At 43.3% G+C, this 19,901-nt stretch carries 16 protein-coding genes and 5 pseudogenes; 16 read left to right on the top strand and 5 right to left on the bottom strand.

Features of this window, described 5'->3' with window-relative positions; genetic code table 11:
* Positions 1-60 precede the first annotated feature (60 nt).
* Both MD535_RS07345 and MD535_RS07340 read left to right on the top strand, forming a co-directional pair.
* Positions 61-378: a hypothetical protein gene (locus MD535_RS07345; RefSeq protein ID WP_265674229.1), complete on the top strand. Its 318-nt coding sequence runs from the start codon at positions 61-63 to the stop codon at positions 376-378.
* A gap of 109 nt (positions 379-487) precedes the next feature.
* Positions 488-625 (top strand): annotated as a pseudogene (locus MD535_RS07340) (IS630 family transposase); the annotation flags it as partial.
* A gap of 39 nt (positions 626-664) precedes the next feature.
* Here MD535_RS07340 and MD535_RS07335 read toward each other — a convergent pair.
* Positions 665-1,397: pseudogene (locus tag MD535_RS07335) on the bottom strand (IS6 family transposase).
* Between the two features lie 423 nt (positions 1,398-1,820).
* Here MD535_RS07335 and gatZ point away from each other — a divergent pair.
* On the top strand, positions 1,821-3,095 hold the full coding sequence (gene gatZ, locus MD535_RS07330; protein WP_265674228.1) for a tagatose-bisphosphate aldolase subunit GatZ: 1,275 nt from the start codon (positions 1,821-1,823) through the stop codon (positions 3,093-3,095).
* An 81-nt stretch (positions 3,096-3,176) separates the two neighbouring features.
* Here the strand turns inward: gatZ and xylB are convergent, their stop codons facing one another.
* Positions 3,177-4,664: a xylulokinase gene (gene xylB, locus MD535_RS07325; RefSeq protein ID WP_265674227.1), complete on the bottom strand. Its 1,488-nt coding sequence runs from the start codon at positions 4,662-4,664 to the stop codon at positions 3,177-3,179.
* A gap of 162 nt (positions 4,665-4,826) precedes the next feature.
* Here xylB and MD535_RS07320 point away from each other — a divergent pair, with 162 nt between their 5' ends.
* From MD535_RS07320 to MD535_RS07280, 9 genes and pseudogenes are all read left to right on the top strand, one after another.
* Positions 4,827-5,876 carry an alcohol dehydrogenase catalytic domain-containing protein gene (locus tag MD535_RS07320; RefSeq protein ID WP_265674226.1) on the top strand — a complete coding sequence of 350 codons (1,050 nt, stop codon included), beginning with the start codon at positions 4,827-4,829 and terminating at the stop codon, positions 5,874-5,876.
* Positions 5,873-6,727 (top strand): tagatose-bisphosphate aldolase subunit GatY, encoded by an 855-nt coding sequence (gatY, locus tag MD535_RS07315; RefSeq protein WP_265674225.1) that lies wholly within the window; start codon positions 5,873-5,875, stop codon positions 6,725-6,727. The genes MD535_RS07320 and gatY overlap by 4 nt, the downstream gene beginning before the upstream one ends.
* Positions 6,728-6,739: 12 nt before the next feature.
* The gene (fucU, locus tag MD535_RS07310; protein WP_265674224.1) at positions 6,740-7,162 is read left to right on the top strand and encodes an L-fucose mutarotase; all 423 of its coding nucleotides are present in this window, start codon (positions 6,740-6,742) and stop codon (positions 7,160-7,162) included.
* 9 nt (positions 7,163-7,171) lie between these two features.
* A complete protein-coding gene (locus MD535_RS07305; RefSeq protein WP_265674223.1) occupies positions 7,172-8,695 on the top strand; it encodes a sugar ABC transporter ATP-binding protein in 1,524 nt (507 codons plus the stop codon).
* The gene (locus MD535_RS07300) at positions 8,695-10,680 is read left to right on the top strand and encodes a substrate-binding domain-containing protein (RefSeq protein ID WP_265674222.1); all 1,986 of its coding nucleotides are present in this window, start codon (positions 8,695-8,697) and stop codon (positions 10,678-10,680) included. Before MD535_RS07305 ends, MD535_RS07300 begins: the two co-directional genes overlap by 1 nt.
* A gap of 45 nt (positions 10,681-10,725) precedes the next feature.
* Positions 10,726-11,748, top strand: a complete 1,023-nt coding sequence (locus MD535_RS07295; RefSeq protein WP_265674221.1) for an aldo/keto reductase — start codon at positions 10,726-10,728, stop codon at positions 11,746-11,748.
* A 130-nt stretch (positions 11,749-11,878) separates the two neighbouring features.
* Positions 11,879-12,652 (top strand): DeoR/GlpR family DNA-binding transcription regulator, encoded by a 774-nt coding sequence (locus MD535_RS07290; protein WP_265674220.1) that lies wholly within the window; start codon positions 11,879-11,881, stop codon positions 12,650-12,652.
* A gap of 146 nt (positions 12,653-12,798) precedes the next feature.
* A pseudogene (locus tag MD535_RS07285) lies at positions 12,799-13,447 on the top strand (IS5 family transposase); the annotation flags it as partial.
* Positions 13,448-13,494: 47 nt separating this feature from the next.
* A pseudogene (locus MD535_RS07280) lies at positions 13,495-14,093 on the top strand (transposase); the annotation flags it as partial.
* Positions 14,094-14,175: 82 nt separating this feature from the next.
* Here MD535_RS07280 and MD535_RS07275 read toward each other — a convergent pair.
* Positions 14,176-14,525: pseudogene (locus tag MD535_RS07275) on the bottom strand (transposase); the annotation flags it as partial.
* Positions 14,526-14,598: 73 nt separating this feature from the next.
* Between MD535_RS07275 and MD535_RS07270 the strand changes: the two are divergent.
* The gene (locus MD535_RS07270) at positions 14,599-15,018 is read left to right on the top strand and encodes a GNAT family N-acetyltransferase (RefSeq protein WP_265674219.1); all 420 of its coding nucleotides are present in this window, start codon (positions 14,599-14,601) and stop codon (positions 15,016-15,018) included.
* A gap of 122 nt (positions 15,019-15,140) precedes the next feature.
* Here MD535_RS07270 and MD535_RS07265 read toward each other — a convergent pair whose 3' ends face one another.
* Positions 15,141-15,785: a flagellar brake protein gene (locus MD535_RS07265; protein WP_265674350.1), complete on the bottom strand. Its 645-nt coding sequence runs from the start codon at positions 15,783-15,785 to the stop codon at positions 15,141-15,143.
* Between the two features lie 383 nt (positions 15,786-16,168).
* Between MD535_RS07265 and MD535_RS07260 the strand changes: the two genes are divergently transcribed.
* From MD535_RS07260 to MD535_RS07250, 3 genes are all read left to right on the top strand, one after another.
* A complete protein-coding gene (locus MD535_RS07260; RefSeq protein WP_265674218.1) occupies positions 16,169-17,167 on the top strand; it encodes a 2-hydroxyacid dehydrogenase in 999 nt (332 codons plus the stop codon).
* Between the two features lie 212 nt (positions 17,168-17,379).
* A complete protein-coding gene (locus MD535_RS07255; RefSeq protein WP_265674217.1) occupies positions 17,380-18,027 on the top strand; it encodes a hypothetical protein in 648 nt (215 codons plus the stop codon).
* 305 nt (positions 18,028-18,332) lie between these two features.
* On the top strand, positions 18,333-18,947 hold the full coding sequence (locus MD535_RS07250; RefSeq protein ID WP_265674216.1) for an alpha-ketoglutarate-dependent dioxygenase AlkB family protein: 615 nt from the start codon (positions 18,333-18,335) through the stop codon (positions 18,945-18,947).
* Between the two features lie 62 nt (positions 18,948-19,009).
* Here the strand turns inward: MD535_RS07250 and MD535_RS07245 are convergent.
* The coding region (locus MD535_RS07245) for a diaminopimelate decarboxylase family protein (protein WP_390902904.1) at positions 19,010-19,901 on the bottom strand (892 nt) is incomplete at its 5' end.

Raw genomic sequence — 19,901 nt, 5'->3', positions numbered from 1 at the left:
AATGAGGTAACATCCATGACTATGATGTAAATGCCTGATTAAAATGGAATTGAATAGTTAATGTTGTTGGAACGAATTGCTGAAATCATTGAACTTACAGATAGTGACCATCTCGCTCGGGCGATGGAAATATTTAACCAAAGCGGTTCTGTATCAGATGAGTACTTACCTTTTCTCAATGCCGTCTTTGAACAAGCCCCGGAGCTTCTGGTGACACGGCTGACTAAACTTGGTTTTAAAGGCACTATCGTGATTGCTCAAGTGAATCATGCAGCAGGTGTTAAAGGTTATGTGCTTTACGATTCTGAGCGCGTTACCAATGTGGAAACGCTAATGCCTGCTCCAAATGAGGCAGTACTTTCTCCTACCGAGTCGTAACGAGTTTTCGGTTATTTTAATCACCTATTATAGACAGGATCTTAAGAGCTATCCTCGTGATCATTGTAGATGCTGGATTTTCAATAGAATCAGGATCATGCTACACATCATGAAAATCACACTGACTCCTCAACAGAAACTGCAACTCGAACAAATGCACGGTTCTAATTGTGATGGTCGAGTGTATGACCGTATTAAAGCTGCCTTGCTTGCCTCTGAAGGTTGGAGTCAGGTCATGACTTCAAAAAATAGGGAATACAGATCTATGCAGTAATGCGCTTAACGATTATTGGTAAACTGCCTCAACATTGAATAGACCATTCATGAAAGCGGATCTCTCCCGTACACGAGTTTTACGTTTATCATGACGCAACCAGAAATCAAATTGATCTTTGTTCAACATCCGTAGAGATTCAAACCCTTGAATGGTGCCCATGCTCGCTTCCGAAGTTTAAAACCGCCAGTGCCCACAACAAGTTTCTTGATGGGGTGTGATCAGATTCGATTCCATAATTTAGGTACTTCACTTTCCGGTGCTAGACATCCACGCGAAGTAGGCCTTCTCTTTTCAGGTGGACAATCGCATTGGCATAGAAGGAATGTTTGTCTGTATTTAACGCTTTACGCTGAGTCTCTACATCATGGTGTATTAGGTATCGCTTCAGGAACTGACAAGCCGCGTCTTTATTGCGTTTGTGAGAAAAATAGAAGTCCAGTGTCTAGTCTTGTTTGTTGATAGCTTGGTACAGATAATGCCACTTTCCTTTTACCTTGACGTAGGTTTCATCAAGCTGCTACGAAGACTTGACTCGGATGAAATGACGGCAGCGTAATTTCTTCCGTAATGCTGGAGTATATTCAATGAAACACCGATAAATGGTTGAACGGTTAACCGAAACCCCTCGCTCCGGCTATATGTCGCTTAGGTTAGCGTAGCTTATTGGCGTTGAACCATACCAACGTAGACACCAAAGAATGATTTCAGGGGCAAAGTGCTTCCATTTGAATTCGCTCGTCATTGATCTCACCATCATTATTGTAGAGGATGATAGTTTCATCCTCTGCCCAATTTTTTGCAACATGCCCTTTTAATTGCTTGAGTAGGTGAGAACGAAATAGATAAGTCGGTTTTAGCCTTTAGACGCGAGGGAATGTATCCCACGTTAAGTTCTCATCTTGAAGGAATTGATAATATGCGTAAGAGCTTGGGAGTAGGGATTAAGGTCTTTAGAACCCTTAACCGCTTTTTGGTAAAAGTGAAGATAGCATGTCGGAGGCTACCATTATCTTTCAAACCCTCCTGTCTTGAAGTGTTCGTCGAGCTTAATTTTAATCACTAAGTATATTGCACGCATTTACAATTATCAGCCTATTGTTTGTTTACAAATGATTACGATATGATCAATAATAAACGTAAGTAATTGAAGGTAAGTGGTGGATTTATGAAGGCTATTGTAGAAAGGCATGTAAGTAATGGAGATGTTGGGATCTGTTCTGTTTGCTCTGCTCACCCTTGGGTGATTGAAGCAACGCTTCGTTTTGAAAGCAGCAGTAACAACAAAGTATTGATCGAGTCGACTTCTAATCAAGTAAACCAGTTTGGCGGTTATACAGGAATGATTCCCACTGAGTTTAGGGATTTTGTTTATGATATTGCAAAGCGAGTAGGGTTTCCGATTGAAAATATCATTCTAGGAGGTGACCATCTTGGCCCAAACTGTTGGCAATCGGAACCCGCAGAGTCGGCGATGTTAAAATCGGAGCAGCTAATTAAAGCCTATATTACGGCGGGATATAGCAAAATTCACCTGGATACTTCGATGTCGTGTGCTGATGATCCAGTTCCGCTCGACCCAATGGTTGTGGCAAGGCGAGCAGCAAGATTGGCGAAAGTGTCCGAAACTGTGGCGAGTGCTGAACTTAAAGAGATTCTAACGTACGTTATTGGGACTGAAGTACCGACTCCAGGTGGAGAGAAAGAGGCAATACAGGCAGTTCATGTCACTGAGGTCGACGCTGCGAAGTTGACTATCGAAACCCATAAGCAGGCTTTTGAAGAGGCTGGTGTTTATTCGGCACTGGACCGCGTCGTTGGCATCGTTGTCCAACCTGCTGTTGAATTTGACCACTCGAATGTTATTCATTACAAGCCAGAGAAAGCTCAGCAACTATCTGATTTTATTGAATCAACACCGTTCGTGTATGAGGCTCATTCAACTGATTATCAGACGAAAGAGAATCTACGACACTTAGTGAATGACCATTTTGCAATTTTGAAAGTAGGTCCATGGCTCACATTTGCAATGAGAGAGGCGGTATATGCCTTAGCTGAGATAGAGAAAGAGTTGGTGGATGCATCAAAACAAAGCCATGCGAAAGAAGTGATTAATCAAATCCTGATGGATGATAAGCGATATTGGGAACAGTACTATAGCCATACTTTCTCGGATGCCCGTGTGCAGCTTAGCTTTAGCCTTTCCGATCGCATTCGCTACTACTGGACTGATGAACGAATCGTTCGTTCACTGGATGTGATGATCGATAATCTCAACAGCGTTGATATTCCTTTGGGCTTACTGAGTCAGTACCTACCCGTTCAATATTCAAAAGTGCTGTCGGGTGAATTGAACGCTAAGCCAATGGATGTCATTTTCTCAAAGGTTCAAGAAGTACTCGAGCAATATGCCTATGCATGCGAGCCTCGTAAAGCAAGCTAGTCTCTAATCTGTTGCTCACGCATTATAAAGGCACCTATTTGAAGGTGCCTTTTTGCGCTTATGGTCAGTCACTATAAATCATCATCTGTGAAAATCGCTGCTCATGTAGTTGTCTACAAGGGTGTGGTAGTCGTTAGATAACGATTGGTATTTCTGATGGTTTTCTGAGTTTGGGTGCACAGTTGAGGGTTGGTCAAACTGAACGAAGTCTTTACAGATGTCGGAAAGCGAATAACGCTGCTGTCGCAAATTCTCGCAGGCCCAATAAGCTTGTATTGCGCCGCCTACAGCTGCTGCTTCAGTTGAGTGCGGAACAACGAGCTTTAAGTTGGTAACGTCTGAAATCATTTGTCGCCATACACGGCTATTCGCACCGCCACCGATGATGCAGGCTTGGCTGAATATGACGCCAGATTGCTTAAGAACGCTAATGCCACGAGCCAGGTTATACGTTACGCCTTCAACCGTGGAACGTAACAAGTTTTGTTGAGACAGGTTAGAGGCGGTCATTCCCAATATCGCTCCCTTTGCGCTAGAGACGTTGGGCAGTCGAGCGCCATTATAGAAAGGCAGGGAAAGTAAGCCATCAGATCCAACGTTAGCACTATTCAACATTTGGTCAAAATGCGAAATATCTTTACCCATAAGATCTAATATTTGGTTATTTGCTGTGGTGACATTCATTGTACTGGCTAAGGGTAAATAGCCATTTGAGGATGAACAGAATGCATTAAGGTCAGGGTATTCGGTACTGTCTATTTGCTGATGGGAATGTCCGAATACCGTTCCTGATGTCCCTAAGCTAATGGTTAACATTCCTTCATCGACATTACCTGTGCCAATAGCCGCCATCATATTATCGCCGCCGCCACTAGAGACTATGACGTTTGAAGGCAATCCAAGCACGGCGCACATTTGCGGCCTTACATGGCCAAACACCGCGTCTGATGTTACCACTTCAGGAGCTTGGTAGCTTGAAGGTAAATCCATGAGACCTAGTATGCCTTGATCAATCGATTTTGTGTGAGTGTCAAACCAACCCGTTCCAGAAGCATCTCCAGCTTCAATGGCATAGCGGCCCGTAAGGCAATAATTTAAATAATCATGTGGCAACATTATTTTATGGATTTGCTTGAACGCGCTGGGATTGTTGTCTTTTATCCATAGTAGCTTTGCAATAGTAAAGGCTACGGGAACCTGAATACCTATTTTTTCAGGGAACGCTATGTTGTATTTTCTTTCAAAATCTTTCAATGCTAGCTCAGGTCGTGTATCGCACCAGAGTAGTGAATCGCAAAGAATGCGATCGTTACTGTCGAGTAACACCAAACCGTGTTGTTGGCCAGAGACACCTATCCCTTTTATTGACTTTCGATTCCCTTCAAAATCTATTAGTGCCTTATTTATTGATGATACCATCGCGTCGAACCACCACTGGGGAGACTGTTCACGCTTGCCTTGGTTGTCAATGCTAATCTGATGAGGTGTATATGCGCTGCTCAGTATTTCTCCGTTATTCCAGATAATTGCCTTTGTTCCTTGAGTGCCACAATCGATTCCTAGATACATTTTTGGCTCCTTCTTTTAGTTGATTTCATGCTCATTTTTGTGATCGGTCGTTAGTATTCGTAAATTAAAGTTGGTAATTGAAATTCATTATACATAAACTAGAAAGCATTCGAAAGCACAAGGGCAAGTTTGTTAAATTATAATAAGGGTAAGGGTGTTTGAATGCTAAGTATTGCTGTCAAATCAAACAGAAAATTAGAAGTCACCCACATTGCACAGCCAAAAGCGGATGCGAATTCTGTGATTGTAAAGGTGCACTTCTCTGGGTTATGTGGTTCTGACCTTCCTCGAATTTTCTATGAAGGAGCGCATTTCTATCCCATTGTTTTAGGGCATGAGTTCTCAGGGGAAGTTGTTGAAGTTGGTCAGAGTGTTACAGGGTTTAAAATTGGAGACCGTATTGCATGTGCTCCACTAATACCATGTAAGCAATGTAAGCAATGTAAGGAAGGTAACTATAGCTTGTGTCCAAATTACAGCTTTGTCGGTTCAAGAGTTCAGGGGGGCAATGCTGAATTCGTTAATGTTCCGAGTCAATGTTGTTTCAAGCTTGACGATACAGTCACTTCCCTAGAAGGCGCTTTTTTTGAGCCTTTGACTGTAAGTTTACACCCCATATTAATGGCTGATGGCTGTGATAATAAAAATGTGGTGGTAGTAGGAGTCGGTACTATTGGTTTGTTGGCGGTTCAGGCGGCGAAAGCACTAGGCGCAGCAACTGTAACAGCGATTGATATAGATGATGATAAGTTGGCAAAAGCTAAGTTATTGGGTGCAGACTTTTTGTTTAACTCTAGTGACGGAGATATGCTTGCCAAAATCAAGGAAAACAAGCTCCCCGTCACTCCTCAGCTGATTTTGGAAACAGCGGGTCACCCTCAAACTGTTAAGTTATGCATTAATATCGCCGATCCTAAAGCCACTATTGCGCTAATTGGAACACTACATGAAGACCTTAATATGAGCCATCAAGATTTTGGCCAGATACTTCGTAAGGAACTGAAGTTGTTCGGAAGCTGGATGAATTACTCGGCACCGTATCCAGGTAAAGAGTGGGACTTAGCAAAAAGTTTATTTTCGCAAGGGTTGATTAAGACTGGCGACCTGATTGATGGAGTCTATAGCCCGAATCACTTTGTCGAGCGAGTTACCGGGCTGCAAGGAAAAAGTCCCGCTGGAAAAATTCTACTAGATTGGAGCCAATCATCATGACATTAACACACACAAAATTTTTGCTAGAAGATGCGCAGAAATATCGTTATGCAGTGCCTGCATTTAATATTCACAATCTTGAATCAGTTCATTGTGTTTTGGATACTGCGAAGGAAATGGACTCCCCAGTCATTCTCGCGGGTACCCCGTCGACTTACAGCTATGCAGGTACTTCAGAACTTGTTGCTTTGGTATCTGCAGCGGCGAAAGAGAGGAATATGCAAGTGGCGTTGCATCTTGACCATCATACCGATATTAATGATATTGAAGCGAAAATCCGAGCTGGTATTCGCTCTGCCATGGTAGACGGGTCTCACTTCCCACTTCAAAATAATATTTCTATCACTAAAAGTGTTGTGGATTTGTGTCATCGTTATGGCTGCAGTGTGGAAGCCGAGCTTGGACAGCTAATTGGCCAGGAAGATGACCTGATTATAGAGTCGGTTGATGAACCCTATACTGACCCAATGCAGGCGGTTGAGTTTGTGAGCAAGACTGGAATCGATTCGTTGGCCATTGCCATTGGAACAGCGCATGGCTTATACAAAGAAATTCCCAAGCTTGACTTTGATCGCTTAGAAAAAATTTCGAAAGTCGTTTCTATACCCCTTGTACTTCATGGAGCCTCGGGTGTGCCGGCCGATGATATATCTCGTTGTGTATCAATGGGGATCACCAAGGTTAATGTCGCAACAGAACTCAAAATCGCCTATGCCAACACACTGAAAAGAGTGTTTGCTGATGACCCTACGGTTAATGACCCTAGGGTGTATAACATCGAAGCAAAAAATGCGATGGCGCAAGTGATTCGTCAAAAAATTGATATCTGCCGAAGTGCAGGACGCTTATAAAGGACGGACTTTATGTTAAAGAAAATCAACCCAATTATTGACCCTGAACTCTTGTATATATTGGCAAAAATGGGACATGGAGATGAAGTGGTTCTCTCGGACATACACTTCCCAGCCTATTCAATTAACGACAAGGTATTGCAAGCGCGCAGCTGCGAAGTATCTGACTTAGCGGAGGCAATATCATCGCTAATTGAATTGGATCAGTACGTCCCAGATAAGGCCGTAATGATGTCGACCATAGGGGATGACGTACACCCGGCAGGGATGATAGATGAGTATAGAGCTAGTCTGGCAGAAGACACGGAAATCTGTTTCATTGATAGATTTGCTTTTTATGAGCGAGCCTGCAAAGCCACTTGTGTGGTAGTGACAGGAACAACAAGGAAATACGGGAATTTAATTCTTAAAAAAGGTGTGACTCCTACAAACTAAGGAATTGTTATGAGTAGTCCAATATTAACGATGAGTGGCATATCCAAAGCCTTTACCGGGGTACAAGCCCTTTTGGATGTCAACTTTCAGCTTCGTGCAGGAGAAGTCCATGCTTTGATGGGCGAGAACGGCGCTGGCAAGTCCACGTTGATGAAGGTCCTGATCGGGGTACATAAAGCCGACAGTGGCTTTATTACTTACCAAGGGAACGATGTCGAGTTTAATTCAGTGCTTGAGGCTCAAAAGTCAGGTATCTCAATGATATTTCAAGAGTTGAATCTTATTCCGCATCTATCAGTGGCTGAAAATATTTTCTTTGCAAGAGAGCCACTAAAACACGGATTGATTGATTACAAAATGATGCGTAGGGAGGCGAGTAAATTATTGGATATGTTTGACATTGATGTGCTGCCTACCGATATCGTCAACACCTTATCGGTCGCTAAGCAGCAAATGGTGGAGATCGCGAAGTCGCTGAGTTTTGATGTCGAAATATTGATTATGGATGAGCCAACGTCGGCGCTAACCGACCGAGAAATAGACGCGTTATTTGTTCTAGTTGACAAGTTGAAGTCTCGTGGCGTTGCGATTGTTTATATATCGCACCGCATGGATGAGCTGCGACGAATATGCGATCACATCACCATTTTCCGTGATGGGCAATACGTCTCGAACCACCGTTTTAATGAAATATCTATGGACGACATTATTGCCAAAATGGTGGGAAGAGCGTTAGATAACCATTTTCCAGAGAAAAAAGCAGTTATCAGTGATGAGTTGATTTTTTCAGCAATGAATGTGACGCGTCACGGCGTATTTGAACCGCTAAATTTTGATTTGCGAAAAGGCGAAATTCTCGCAATTACCGGGCTTGTTGGTGCAAAACGCACCGAACTGGCAAGGGCGCTGTTTGGGGCCGACAAGTTGTCCGAAGGCGAAGTATTCATCCACGGAAAACAAAAAACTATTCGTTCCCCAGCAGACGCAATTAAAGCGGGTGTTGCTTATTTATCGGAAGATAGAAAGCTCAATGGTATCGCAGTGAAAATGTCTATTCGAGAAAACACCACGATGGCGTCTCTCGATAAAGTCAGCAGTAATCTCGGAATCATTTCCAATAAGTCAGAGGTAGAAGCTGCCAATCAATATATTTCAAAGATGGATATTAAAACACCGACTGTTGAGCAGCTTGTAGGTAACCTTTCAGGTGGGAACCAACAAAAAGTCGTTATCGGTAAATGGTTGTTTAGAGACGCCAAAGTGATGATTTTTGATGAGCCTACACGTGGCATTGATGTTGGCGCTAAGTATGCCATTTATGAGCTATTGGATGAATTGGCCCATCAAGGTGTGGGAGTCATCATGATTTCCTCGGAGTTGCCAGAGGTTCTGGGAATGTCAGACAGGGTCATAGTAATGAAGGAAGGAGAGATGACAGCTATGTTGAATACTGCTGATACGTCTCAGGAGGAAATTATGCAGTATGCAACCGGCGTGAAAAATATGTTCCCATTACTTGAGGAGGCAATCTAATGAGAGAACAACATAAAGCGTTGTTACAAAAATTGGCATCGGTCGGTGGTTTAATCGCTTTACTTATCGCATTCTCGATCGCTAGCCCGTACTTCATGACCGTGAATAATATGATGACGGTTGGTCTGCAGACATCGACGATCACCATCATAGGTATCGGCGTTATGCTGACAATCCTAACCGGTGGAATTGACTTATCGATAGGCTCAGTCATGGCGCTTTCTGGTGTTACAGCAGGCCTTGCTGTTAACGCTGGCGTCCCAGTTCCATTTGGAATGGTCATTGGTGTACTTACCGGAGCTGGTTGTGGCTTATTCAATGGTTTGTGTGTGTCAAAACTGCGCTTGCCTCCCTTTATAGCGACGTTAGGTATGATGATGATTGCACGTGGCGTTGCACTCTATATTACCAACGCGGCACCGGTATCAGGAATGCCAGAATCATTTTCTTATCTTGGTAATGGCGCATTATTTAGAATGGTAGAAATTGGTGATAATGGCTTCCCTAACGTGATTTTCGCCGGGATTCCATACCCAGTGATTGTCATGTTACTCGTCGTCGCGGCCTTTTCTTTCTTACTAACAAAAATGCGCTTAGGTCGTTACTTGTATGCAATCGGTTCAAATGAAGAAGCTGCGCGCCTATCAGGTATTGATACAGATAAAGTAAAAACAGCCGCGTACATGGCCTCCGGCATGCTTGCAGGTTTAGCTGGCGTCATTATAGCAAGTCGACTTGTGACCGCTCAACCTAATGGTTCTGTGATGGCCGAGTTAGACGCAATCGCATCGGCCGTAGTAGGTGGTACATCGTTAATGGGAGGAGTTGGCACTGTAACTGGTGCGGTAATCGGTTCATTCATTATTGGTGTATTGCGTAACGGTTTAAACATGAACGGCGTGAGCTACTTCGTTCAGCAAATAGTAATCGGTGGTGTGATTATCGCTACCGTTGCGTACGACCAATATCGTATGCACAAATCCACAGTGAAATCCCCTACAAAAAAGTCTAAAAAGGATGTTAAAGATATGAAAATTAATAAAATAGCTACGGTTGCTGCTATCGGGTTCACTCTCTCTTTTACTGGTATGTCTACTGACGTAACTGCTGCAGAGAAAGAAATTGCGGTGGTGGTAAAAACAGAGAACTCAAACTTTTGGCAAAATGTTAAAGGTGGGTCAGTGGACGCGGCGAATGGCCTAGATTCATATAAAATCACCTTCCAAGGACCAGCGGCCGAAACGGCAGTCGATGAGCAAGTTAATATGATTCAAAATGCATTGAACCGTGGTGTTGCTGGACTGGTAGTAGCACCGACAGATCCAAACGCTCTAGTGCCAGCATTGAAAGCTGCATGGGAGCGTGGCGTACCTGTTGCATTGATTGATTCTGGGTTAAACGATGACGACAAATATCACCAAGCGTACCTTTCTACAGACAATCGCGCCGCTGGTAGATTAGCAGCAGAGCAAATGATCAAAGCGCTTAATGGCAAAAAAGGCAAGGTTGCTATGATGAGCTTTACCGCAGGTTCTGGTTCAGCCATGGATCGAGATGGTGGTTTTAAAGAGGTGATTGAGGCTGCAGGGTATGAAGTAGTTGGTCCGTATTATTCAAATGCAGATATGGTGACCGCATTGAACCAAACGGTTGATGTGTTAGCTTCGAATAACGATTTAGTTGGCATATTTGGTTCGAATGAACCGACAGCGGTAGGCATGGCTCGCGCAATTGAACAGGGTGGCTATACGGGAAAAATTGTTGCTGTTGCTTTTGATGGAAACAAAGATATTCAAGAATTCATCCGTGATGGTGTGCTCGATGGAGCCGTGGTTCAATCTTCTTATGGCATGGGGTTTATGGGAGTGGTTACGGTTGCTGAGATCATCGCTGGTAAAAAGACGGCATCGTATATTGATACGGGTGTTGTGTATGTAACTCAAGACAATATCGACGGTGAAAAAGCACAAGCCGTTCTTTACTAATTGGAATTACCCCCTTGTAAGCAAGGGGGAACATGGAGAAATACAATGTCACTATCAACATTAGAGAACACGGTTGATGTACGTAAAGTGCCAACAAAAACGTTGCGTACAGGTGCGAAAATGCCAGCTATCGGACTAGGAACCTTTGGTTCTGATAGGTTTAGTCCAGAGCAAGTGTCTGACGCGGTAATGGGCGCGCTAAAATCAGGGTACAGATTTCTTGACTGCGCTTCAATTTACGGTAATGAAGATAAGATTGGTAAGGTACTTTGTCAGGCGATGAAAGAGTTGGCCCTCCCAAGAGAGGCATTTTTTATCAATTCTAAAGTTTGGAACGACCAACACGATGATGTGGTTAATGCTTGTAAGAAGACTCTTGCAGATTTGAATGTTGACTATCTAGATCTTTACTTGGTGCATTGGCCTTTTCCCAATTTTCACCCAATTGGCTGTGATGTGGATTCGAGAAGCCCAGACGCAACGCCTTATATTCACGAACGATTTATGAATACCTGGCGTCAACTGGAACAGCTTGTTGATATGGGACTTGTGAAAGCGATTGGTACATCGAACATGACGATTCCTAAGATGGAATTACTATTACGTGATGCTCGCATATTGCCATCGGTTAATGAGATGGAATGCCACCCATTGTTCCAACAGCAAGAGATGTACGATTTTCTTACGAAGCATCAGATCGTTCCTGTTGGTTTTTGTCCTATTGGCTCACCGTCGAGGCCGGATCGCGATAAAACAGAAGCTGATCTGGTTGATACTGAGAACCCAGTAATTGTAAAAGCGGCGCATCGTTTGGGTGTTCACCCTGCCATTGTTTGTATCAAATGGGCAGTACAGCGTGGCCACGTGCCAATTCCATTTTCAGTGAGAGAGAACGAGTACGTATCAAACCTAAAGTGCATCACTGAAAACCCTCTTACAGAGCAAGAGATGCTAGATATTTCGAAAATAGACGCAAATAATCGACTTATTAAAGGGCAAGTATTTTTGTGGGAAGGTTCTAATTCATGGGAAGACTTGTGGGACATAGACGGAACAATTACTAAGTAATAAAGTATATTAATTAAAGTTTACCCCCTATTTGGATTGCAGTTTTCTTCAAATCGTGTTGAAGTTGACTGCGGTCACCTAATTTTGAAATGAAGCGAAAGTTTATTGAAGATGATTGCAAGGTTGGTAAATGAATCCATTGAGACGTAAAGAAAAAATTCTCGAGCTTTTAAAATCGAAAGATCAGGTTTCGGTCAAGGAGTTGTCGACGCTTTTTAGCACCTCTGAAGTAACGCTACGAGCGGATCTTAAAACGTTAGAGCTACAAGGTAAGCTAAAACGTTTTTTTGGTGGCGCGCAGTCTATCAACTCTTTACCCCTGACTCAAAGCGATGATGAAGTTCAATTAGACAGTCGTTATGACATGAATAAGGAGTCCAAAGAGAGAATCGCTGAATCGGCGGCGAAACTCGTCAAAAAAGGTGATTCAATTATTATTGATAGCGGGAGCACAACGCACTTGGTCGCAGAAAACCTAGCACAACGTGGCGGCTTCACCGTGATCACTAATAATCTTGCTGCTTCGGCGGTATTAACGGACGCTGACGATACTACGTTGGTTATAGTTGGTGGTACCTATCGAAGCAAAACCAAGTCGCTTCACGGTTATCAAGCAGAGCAATGTTTGTCTGGAGTTCAAGCTGACATTTTGTTCGTTGGAGCCGATGGTATCGACCCCGAAAAAGGTATTACGACATTTAATGAAGGTTATGCGATTACGGATGTAATGGCTAAATGTGTAAAACAAGTTATTGCAGTAGTTGACTCATCAAAGATCGGTCGAATTGGCTTTAACAAAGTACTGGATGCATCGAGGATCACTTGTTTGGTTATTGACTTGGGTATTTCAGATGAAATGAAAAAACGATTTGAAGATGTCGGTATTAAAGTAATTGTTGTATGAGGTGTTGGCTTTTGTGCTGCCTTAAATAATAGCGAATACTTAAGAGTTCACGGTATTAGGGCGTGTTGATCTTTCGTGAAAATTTTTTGAATAGCATAGTGAAGCGTTATAATTACTTCGCCAAAAACAACTAAACGAACGACACTATGCCTAGAGCAATATTAACCGAAAAGCGGTGGAGACTACTACTTCAACTTATGAAGAGTACAGGCCGAATTTACAATAAGCCTGAACATAGAATGACCTTTTAGGGCACTCTCTATCGAATGAGGACAGGGATTCCTAGCGAGATTTTCCCGTTGAATTTGGTTATTGGAATACGGTTTATCGCCGTTTCAATTTGTGGTCTAAAGATGCTGACTTAGGGTGGGTGTTCGTGGATGGTTCGATTGTCCGAGCCCATCACATAGTACTGGTGCAGCGACTTTTGATACAGAGTGTATTGGTAAAAGCCGTGGAGGAAATACAACTGAAATTCACTTGGTTGTTGATAGTGGTGGTTTGCCCGTTTATTTCGAGCTTTCTGAAGGACAGCGACATGATATCACTCACGCTGAAAGTCTTGTCGACCACTTTAAAGAAGTGAGTATTTTTATTGACGATAAAGGTTATGACAGCGCAGCATTACGACAGCACGTAACGGATAAAGGCGGTGAAACAGTGATAGCTAAACGAAATTATGGGTAAGATATTGATAGAGATACGATGGATTGGTGCCTATATAAGTACCGTCATTTAGTAGAAAATGCATTCGTAAGAATCAAGCACTATCCCTCAATATCAAGTCGTTATGATGTGTTTACCGATGCATGCCTAAAGATGACTTCCAAAGATCAACACGCCCTAAAACGATGAATTATCAATTACTGTTGGCTGACGCTATGTATCCTGACTTCCACTTTTTAGCGAGCTTGAACAGCATGGTTTTTTTATATTGTCAGCGGAGCTAAGCCTCTGAACCCTATGATTATTGAGGTGAGAAACGGTCAGGGGCGACTTTTGCCTAAGTTAGAAGGGAAGAAGCTTGAAGACATTACTCGAGGCACCAACCGTTCACAAGTTCTCGATCTAAAAGTCAGTCGCGGTAAGCAAGAATTTAGAGTTGTGCGACGTTGGTTTGCCGAAGAAAAGCGATTTTGCATTTGAATTCGGGACTAACTTACCTTCTGATACCGATACTGCAGATGACATCATGGCGATTTACCGCTGTCGATGGCAGGTGGAGTTGCTTTTCAAGGAGTGAAAATTCCACACTAACTGACAACGATTTGTCACCGCACAAAAAGCCATCGTTAATGTGCTTATCTGGGCCAGTTTACTGGCGTTAATCATCAGGCGTAGTACCGCACTTCAGATAATGCCATCGGCCTCTCTGTTTAAGGCGGCTAAAAATGTGGATGCGTGGCTGTTGCTGATATTTGAATGCATCTGCAATGGCGCATGATCCCAGTAATTTCCTCGTCGAGATAAGCTTTGCTTTATTCGATAACGCCACAGTAATTGTCGATAACTTGGGCTTGTATAATGGCTACTATCGCTGTGGCTCTGCTGAATTTCTTGATTATCAAGAATTGTTCAGTGAGTCCGATATCAACAGAGCCGTGGCTTTTTTTAATTTTTCATTATGTTCTTCAAGGCGAGCTAACTTTTTCTTTAATTCACGTATTTCAATTTGCTCAGGCGTCATTGGTGATGCTTTAGGTGTTTTCCCCTGACGTTCTTCTTTTAGTTGGCGAACCCACTTATCCATCGTGGATTTCCGAACGTTCATAGCTTGAGTAGCCTCTGTCACTGAGTGGTTCTGATCTAGAACTAGTTGTGCCGCTTCCAATTTGAAATCAGCGCGAAATAGTCGTCTTGTACGTTTTGGCATAGTGTCACCTGTTAACTTATGAGGTAATGATATCACCTCTAACTAAGTGACCAAATTAAGCGTACAACTGCATATGGATATTACTATTACGACTAACCCATCCGATGAAGATGTCGCGGATATTAGAAACGGCGTGATTGCCCACAATGTGGCGCATTTAGGGGATGTGTTTTTTACTGAGTTTGCGTGTTTCACGTATTATGAAGATGGCACCAAATCGGGTGGTCTGACGGCTGAGATTTTGGGTCAATGGCTGAGTATTAAATTTCTTTGGGTTGATGATGGCGCTAAAGGGAAGGGAATTGGTAGTCAGTTACTGAATGAAGCGGAACAATTCGCTAAAGAGCACCATTGCCATTCCAGCTTGCTAGATACCTTTAGTTTTCAGGCGAGACCGTTTTATGAGCGCCATGGCTACCAGGTAAAAATGACATTACACGAGCACCCTTTTTTGTCGAATGAACGATATTTCTTAACGAAAGCATTGAAATAAACAAAGCGTTAAAATCACATGCACTGAGTAAATAGCACGCAAGTCAAGGTGGAATAAAAAGCCAGAACATTTGCCTGGCATCTTAAGGAAATTAACGCTGGGGGCTTTAGGCTTTTTTTGCGTTATGCGCGTAGTTTAAACTTGGTGCCGTCGAATTTTAGTAAGGACAGCAGTTCTTTAGCGTTACTGGTGCCAAGCTCATCAAATTTTATTCCATAGCCATTGTAGTGGTTGGATTTTTGGACATTACAAATTGGGCCTGATAATGCTGGGAATGAGCGCCCCTTACCGGTTTCGAATTGCACGACAAGTGTAACAGGCTCTCCAATCGTCAGGTGTTTGCTTAATGCTGGCAGAATAAATCGACAGCCACTTTTCGACATGTCGCGGACTTCACAGCGAACACGCCTTTCTCCCACTTCTAGCATGGCGCCTAAATTCACCTCATAGCGTGCTTCTTTACGTAAATTTGTGATGGTCATTGATTGGGGAATGCTCAGTACCAACATCGAGACGGGCTCATCAATGATGTGTAGCAATTGCGAGCGAAACTGTACTACACCCCCTTCACCGCGTTGTGAAATAGCGCGAACGATCAACCAGAACCCCTCTTGATAGAAGTCTTTGAGGTCAGATTCAGAAATACGCGGCATTTCCAGTAAAATTCGGTGATCAGAATGGGCACCAATGAACTTAGAGGCGCAACGAAAAGACGTGCCAACAGGGGTTGTGACAGTAAGTGTGACGTCACTACCATGTTCTATCATGGCTAAAGCGTCTGTGCTATTTAAGGTGTGCGTGCTGCGCGGAGGCGTACTTGGGCTTGTTTTTTTAGTATTTGTTAGCGTCACTGCTCGTTAATTCCTGACGTTTAGTTTTTGGGCACCGATTATAATAGGACTGCGTGTTAGCGAAGTCTGAATCAAGCTAGGCCTGATTTTAGTTAGGGCGGATGCTGGCGAAATATTAGGGGCACATCTCATCAGATGCAATGAAAAAACCACAACAACAGTCAAAATATTGACTTAGTTGTCAATTTTGTCACTTTATTTAATATTTCATAGCTTTAACCATAAATTTTGTAGTGTGTAATCTCACGCAGTTAGGCGTATGCTCAATTGAGAACCATTGAATTGCAGAGAGATTGATTATGAATTCTATTGCCTTTTTTAGTGCCAAATCTTATGACCAAGCATCGTTCAGTAAAGTTAATCGAGCGTTTGACTTTGATTTGCACTTTCACGACTTTAGGCTGACCCCAAAAACCGCCAAAATGGCACGCGGCAGTGAGGTCGTGTGTGCGTTTGTTAATGACGACTTGTCGCGAGAGGTGTTAGTTGAGCTCAAATCTGAAGGTGTGAAGTTGGTGGCTATGCGATGTGCGGGGTTTGATAAAGTTGACTTATTAGCCGCGAAAGAGCTTGGACTGCAAGTGGTGCGGGTTCCTGCCTATTCACCTGAAGCCGTAGCAGAGCATGCTGTTGGTCTTATGATGACGCTAAACCGACGCTTTCACAAAGCGTATCAACGCACCCGAGATGCAAATTTTTCCCTGGATGGGTTGGTTGGGTTTAATTTGCATGGCAAAACGGCGGGTATTATCGGTACTGGTAAAATTGGCATTGCGACCATGCGCATTTTAAAGGGGTTTGGTATGAAACTGCTGTGCTTTGACCCCTACGAAAACCCGGCAGCTCTTGAGCTTGGCGCAACGTATTGTAGTAAAGATGCCTTATTTAAAGCCTGTGATGTCATCTCTTTACATTGCCCAATGACAGAAGATAATTTTCACCTCTTAAATGAACAGGCCTTCAATTCAATGAAGGCGGGAGTCATGATCATTAATACCAGCAGAGGAGAATTGTTGGATTCTTCAGCGGCTATCGAGGCACTCAAATCTGGAAGAATTGGTTCACTTGGGTTAGATGTGTACGATAATGAAAAAGACCTTTTCTTCCAAGATAAGTCTAACGACGTCATTGTTGATGATGTGTTTAGGCGTTTATCAGCCTGCCACAATGTGTTATTTACAGGGCACCAAGCTTTCCTCACTCATGAAGCACTAGAGAGCATTGCAGAGACCACATTAAATAATGTCGGTTGCTTTATGACCAATGAATTGTCGGGCAATGAATTAGTATCGGCTTAATCTCGCAAATTTATGAGTGTGTGACATCGCATTGAGCTCTTGAGGCAGTGGTCGAGAGCTCTAATTGCCTCGATCACCGCTTTGCGAGTCCCTCCTTTCTGTTATTTCTCTCACCCATCACTTTGCTGGGATTCATTCTTGATGTTTATAAATGTATTGAAAATCTAGCGTGGTGTATATATTATGGCCTGAAATCATTAATGAGGTCTATTATGAACGAGAGCGCTAAAAATGAGTTTGGTAGGTTATTGGTTAATCAAGACGCGCTATTGGAGGTTCTCTCTAAAAGTCATGGGTCGTTGACAGACTATCCGGAACTTCAGGAATACTTAGCGCGTAAGAACCCTAACGTCGCGCAGTACTCTAAAGCATTACGAGAAGGCGAATTTACTAGGCAAGAATACCTCGATGAGATTGGCGAACGACTCAATTGGCTTGCTTACGAGTTACAATCTCATATTGATATGGAATTTTTGGTGAATCGTGTCGCGTCAATTGTTGGGGACGATCTCAATAAGATTAAAACACTAACAATTGAAGATATTGGAGCAGATTGCTTATCAAAATTAGTCAACCTGATTGGTCATGCGGTTTATTCTACGCAGCAAACAAAACCAAGTTATCCGTTTCTTGCCACTAAAGGGCAGGTTGACCATCTGTTCTGGAAACAGTCGCATATTGCTTATGATGCTTGGGTTGACGGTTATCAAAGTCACTACAAGTTAACCAATTACTGCCAGGATCAACTGGATTGTAAAGCACCACAAAGTTCTGTTCGTTTCTTCCGTCAATTTGGTGATCCTCGTGATATTGCTGAGTGGCGAGAATACGCGGGCTTTACGTTTGAAGCGAGTAATTAAACGCGGGATTAATCGGTGTTTTCTACGATGAAAGTGCAATGGAAGTGCACTGAATCCAAAGCTCTAATTCATGCTCCCAAAAAATAAAAAGCCCCAGCAACCCGCCAAGTGTTTTATGATGCGTTCCTATTCATACTGTCACGTCACTCGATGACCCTTATACTTAATGGATTCTTTGAACTTTCCGATAGATGGACCAGTCCAGGGTCATTACACTACAAACAACGGTGCGTATCTTATCCTTGATCGTTCAAGGAGCCGTTTCCGCCAACTAGGTCTCTTTGGATAAATAGGTAGCAAGTTTTATGATTGAAAAATCGCTTTCTAAAGAATTATCAATAAATGAAGGAGAATGGACGGACCTCCCGAATGGAAGCGTGTTGTGGATTCCCAATTTTATTAACCCACTGGAATCGAACAGTGTGTTTGATGCGCTTTATCATGACTTAACGTGGCGAGAAGATAAAATTCTGATGTTTGGTAAGCGGGTAACGATTCCTCGCTTACAAGCATGGTATGGCGACGCGAGCTATCAGTATTCGAATTTAAAACTGGATCCTCTTCCTTGGATTGATGTACTACAAGACTTACGCCATCGTTGCGAAACGGTGGCTGAGTGTCCATTTAACTCCGTCCTCGCGAATCTATATCGGACAGGTCAAGATTCGAATGGATGGCACAGCGATAATGAACCTGAACTCGGAGAGCAACCTGTGATTGCGTCGTTAAGCTTTGGCGCAACTCGTCGATTTTCCTTAAAACATAATGCCACTAAACAAAAAGTTATTATTGACTTGCCTGCTGGTAGTTTACTGGTCATGGCAGGGGAGTTACAACGTCACTGGAAGCATTGTGTTCCAAAGACAGCTCGATATGTTGACCCCAGAATTAACCTTACTTTTCGCCAAATATACAAATAAAAAAGCGTCTGCTATTTAGCTAGACGCTTTGATTACATTTCTTTTTCCCCAATAGCGAGGGATTATATCTTGTCAGAGCTACGGGGAGATACGCGGCGAGCTACTGGCTTTTTGGCCGCAGCTTTTTTGGCCGCAGGTTTTTTTGTCGCCGTTTTGGTTGCCGACTTAGTCGCAGTTTTTTTGGCTGTCACTTTACGAACTGGCTTTTTCACTGGAGCCATTTTCTTTTCAATCTCAGCTTTTGCTTTTACAAAACGCTCTGGAAGGATTTGCGTGGCAAATACATCTTCTACTGTTTCTGCGCGTTTGATTAGCTCAGCTTCACCGTCTTTAACCAGTACCGTTGCAGGGCGTGGTAGCGAGTTGAACTGGCTTGCTTGAGACTCTGCGTAGTGACCCACATCCATAATAGCCAGTACGTCGTTTGGTACCAGCTTAGGCATGCGTGCGCCGCTTTCCCAAATAGATGGGATGCAGATAGGGCCTGCGATTTCAGTGGTTCTATCAACAAGCGGTTGTGTCATCTTGTTCGCTGGAAGTACTGGGTTCTTAGACTCTTGAGATTCCACTAGCGTTGCTAGGTAAGTCGACGCGTCCACCATGGTGTACGTGTAATCCATCTCTTGGTCATCTTTTACCACGTAGACAGACGTTAGCAGTGTACCGATGTTACCTGCAATGTAACGGCCAGGCTCAAGCCACAGTTGTGGCACTTCAAAGCCTTCTTTGTTGAACTCTTCAAGCATACCGGCACAGACGATTTTCGCGTAGTCTTCGATAGTGTTTGAGTTCATCATATGCTCTTTGCTGCGACACTCTGGCTCACGCTCACGTGGCCAACCGCCGCCTAGGTCACATTGGAAAGGTTGCACGCCACACTCACGAGAGATCTCAATGATGTTACGTGCGTATTCGCGGTAAAGCGCATCCCAACCTTCAGGCTGCTTAGAGAAG

The sequence above is a fragment of the Vibrio qingdaonensis genome, assembly GCF_026191675.1.
Taxonomy (GTDB): domain Bacteria; phylum Pseudomonadota; class Gammaproteobacteria; order Enterobacterales; family Vibrionaceae; genus Vibrio; species Vibrio qingdaonensis.
This window is presented reverse-complemented; position numbering and strand designations above follow the sequence as displayed.

Bases quoted from the DNA above. Each gene is read 5' to 3' on its own strand.
- MD535_RS07345 (WP_265674229.1), top strand. From the start codon at position 61: ATGTTGTTGGAACGAATTGCTGAAATCATTGAACTTACAGATAGTGAC.
- gatZ (WP_265674228.1), top strand. From the start codon at position 1,821: ATGAAGGCTATTGTAGAAAGGCATGTAAGTAATGGAGATGTTGGGATC.
- xylB (WP_265674227.1), bottom strand. From the start codon at position 4,664: ATGTATCTAGGAATCGATTGTGGCACTCAAGGAACAAAGGCAATTATC.
- MD535_RS07320 (WP_265674226.1), top strand. From the start codon at position 4,827: ATGCTAAGTATTGCTGTCAAATCAAACAGAAAATTAGAAGTCACCCAC.
- gatY (WP_265674225.1), top strand. From the start codon at position 5,873: ATGACATTAACACACACAAAATTTTTGCTAGAAGATGCGCAGAAATAT.
- fucU (WP_265674224.1), top strand. From the start codon at position 6,740: ATGTTAAAGAAAATCAACCCAATTATTGACCCTGAACTCTTGTATATA.
- MD535_RS07305 (WP_265674223.1), top strand. From the start codon at position 7,172: ATGAGTAGTCCAATATTAACGATGAGTGGCATATCCAAAGCCTTTACC.
- MD535_RS07300 (WP_265674222.1), top strand. From the start codon at position 8,695: ATGAGAGAACAACATAAAGCGTTGTTACAAAAATTGGCATCGGTCGGT.
- MD535_RS07295 (WP_265674221.1), top strand. From the start codon at position 10,726: ATGTCACTATCAACATTAGAGAACACGGTTGATGTACGTAAAGTGCCA.
- MD535_RS07290 (WP_265674220.1), top strand. From the start codon at position 11,879: ATGAATCCATTGAGACGTAAAGAAAAAATTCTCGAGCTTTTAAAATCG.
- MD535_RS07270 (WP_265674219.1), top strand. From the start codon at position 14,599: ATGGATATTACTATTACGACTAACCCATCCGATGAAGATGTCGCGGAT.
- MD535_RS07265 (WP_265674350.1), bottom strand. From the start codon at position 15,785: ATGATAGAACATGGTAGTGACGTCACACTTACTGTCACAACCCCTGTT.
- MD535_RS07260 (WP_265674218.1), top strand. From the start codon at position 16,169: ATGAATTCTATTGCCTTTTTTAGTGCCAAATCTTATGACCAAGCATCG.
- MD535_RS07255 (WP_265674217.1), top strand. From the start codon at position 17,380: ATGAACGAGAGCGCTAAAAATGAGTTTGGTAGGTTATTGGTTAATCAA.
- MD535_RS07250 (WP_265674216.1), top strand. From the start codon at position 18,333: ATGATTGAAAAATCGCTTTCTAAAGAATTATCAATAAATGAAGGAGAA.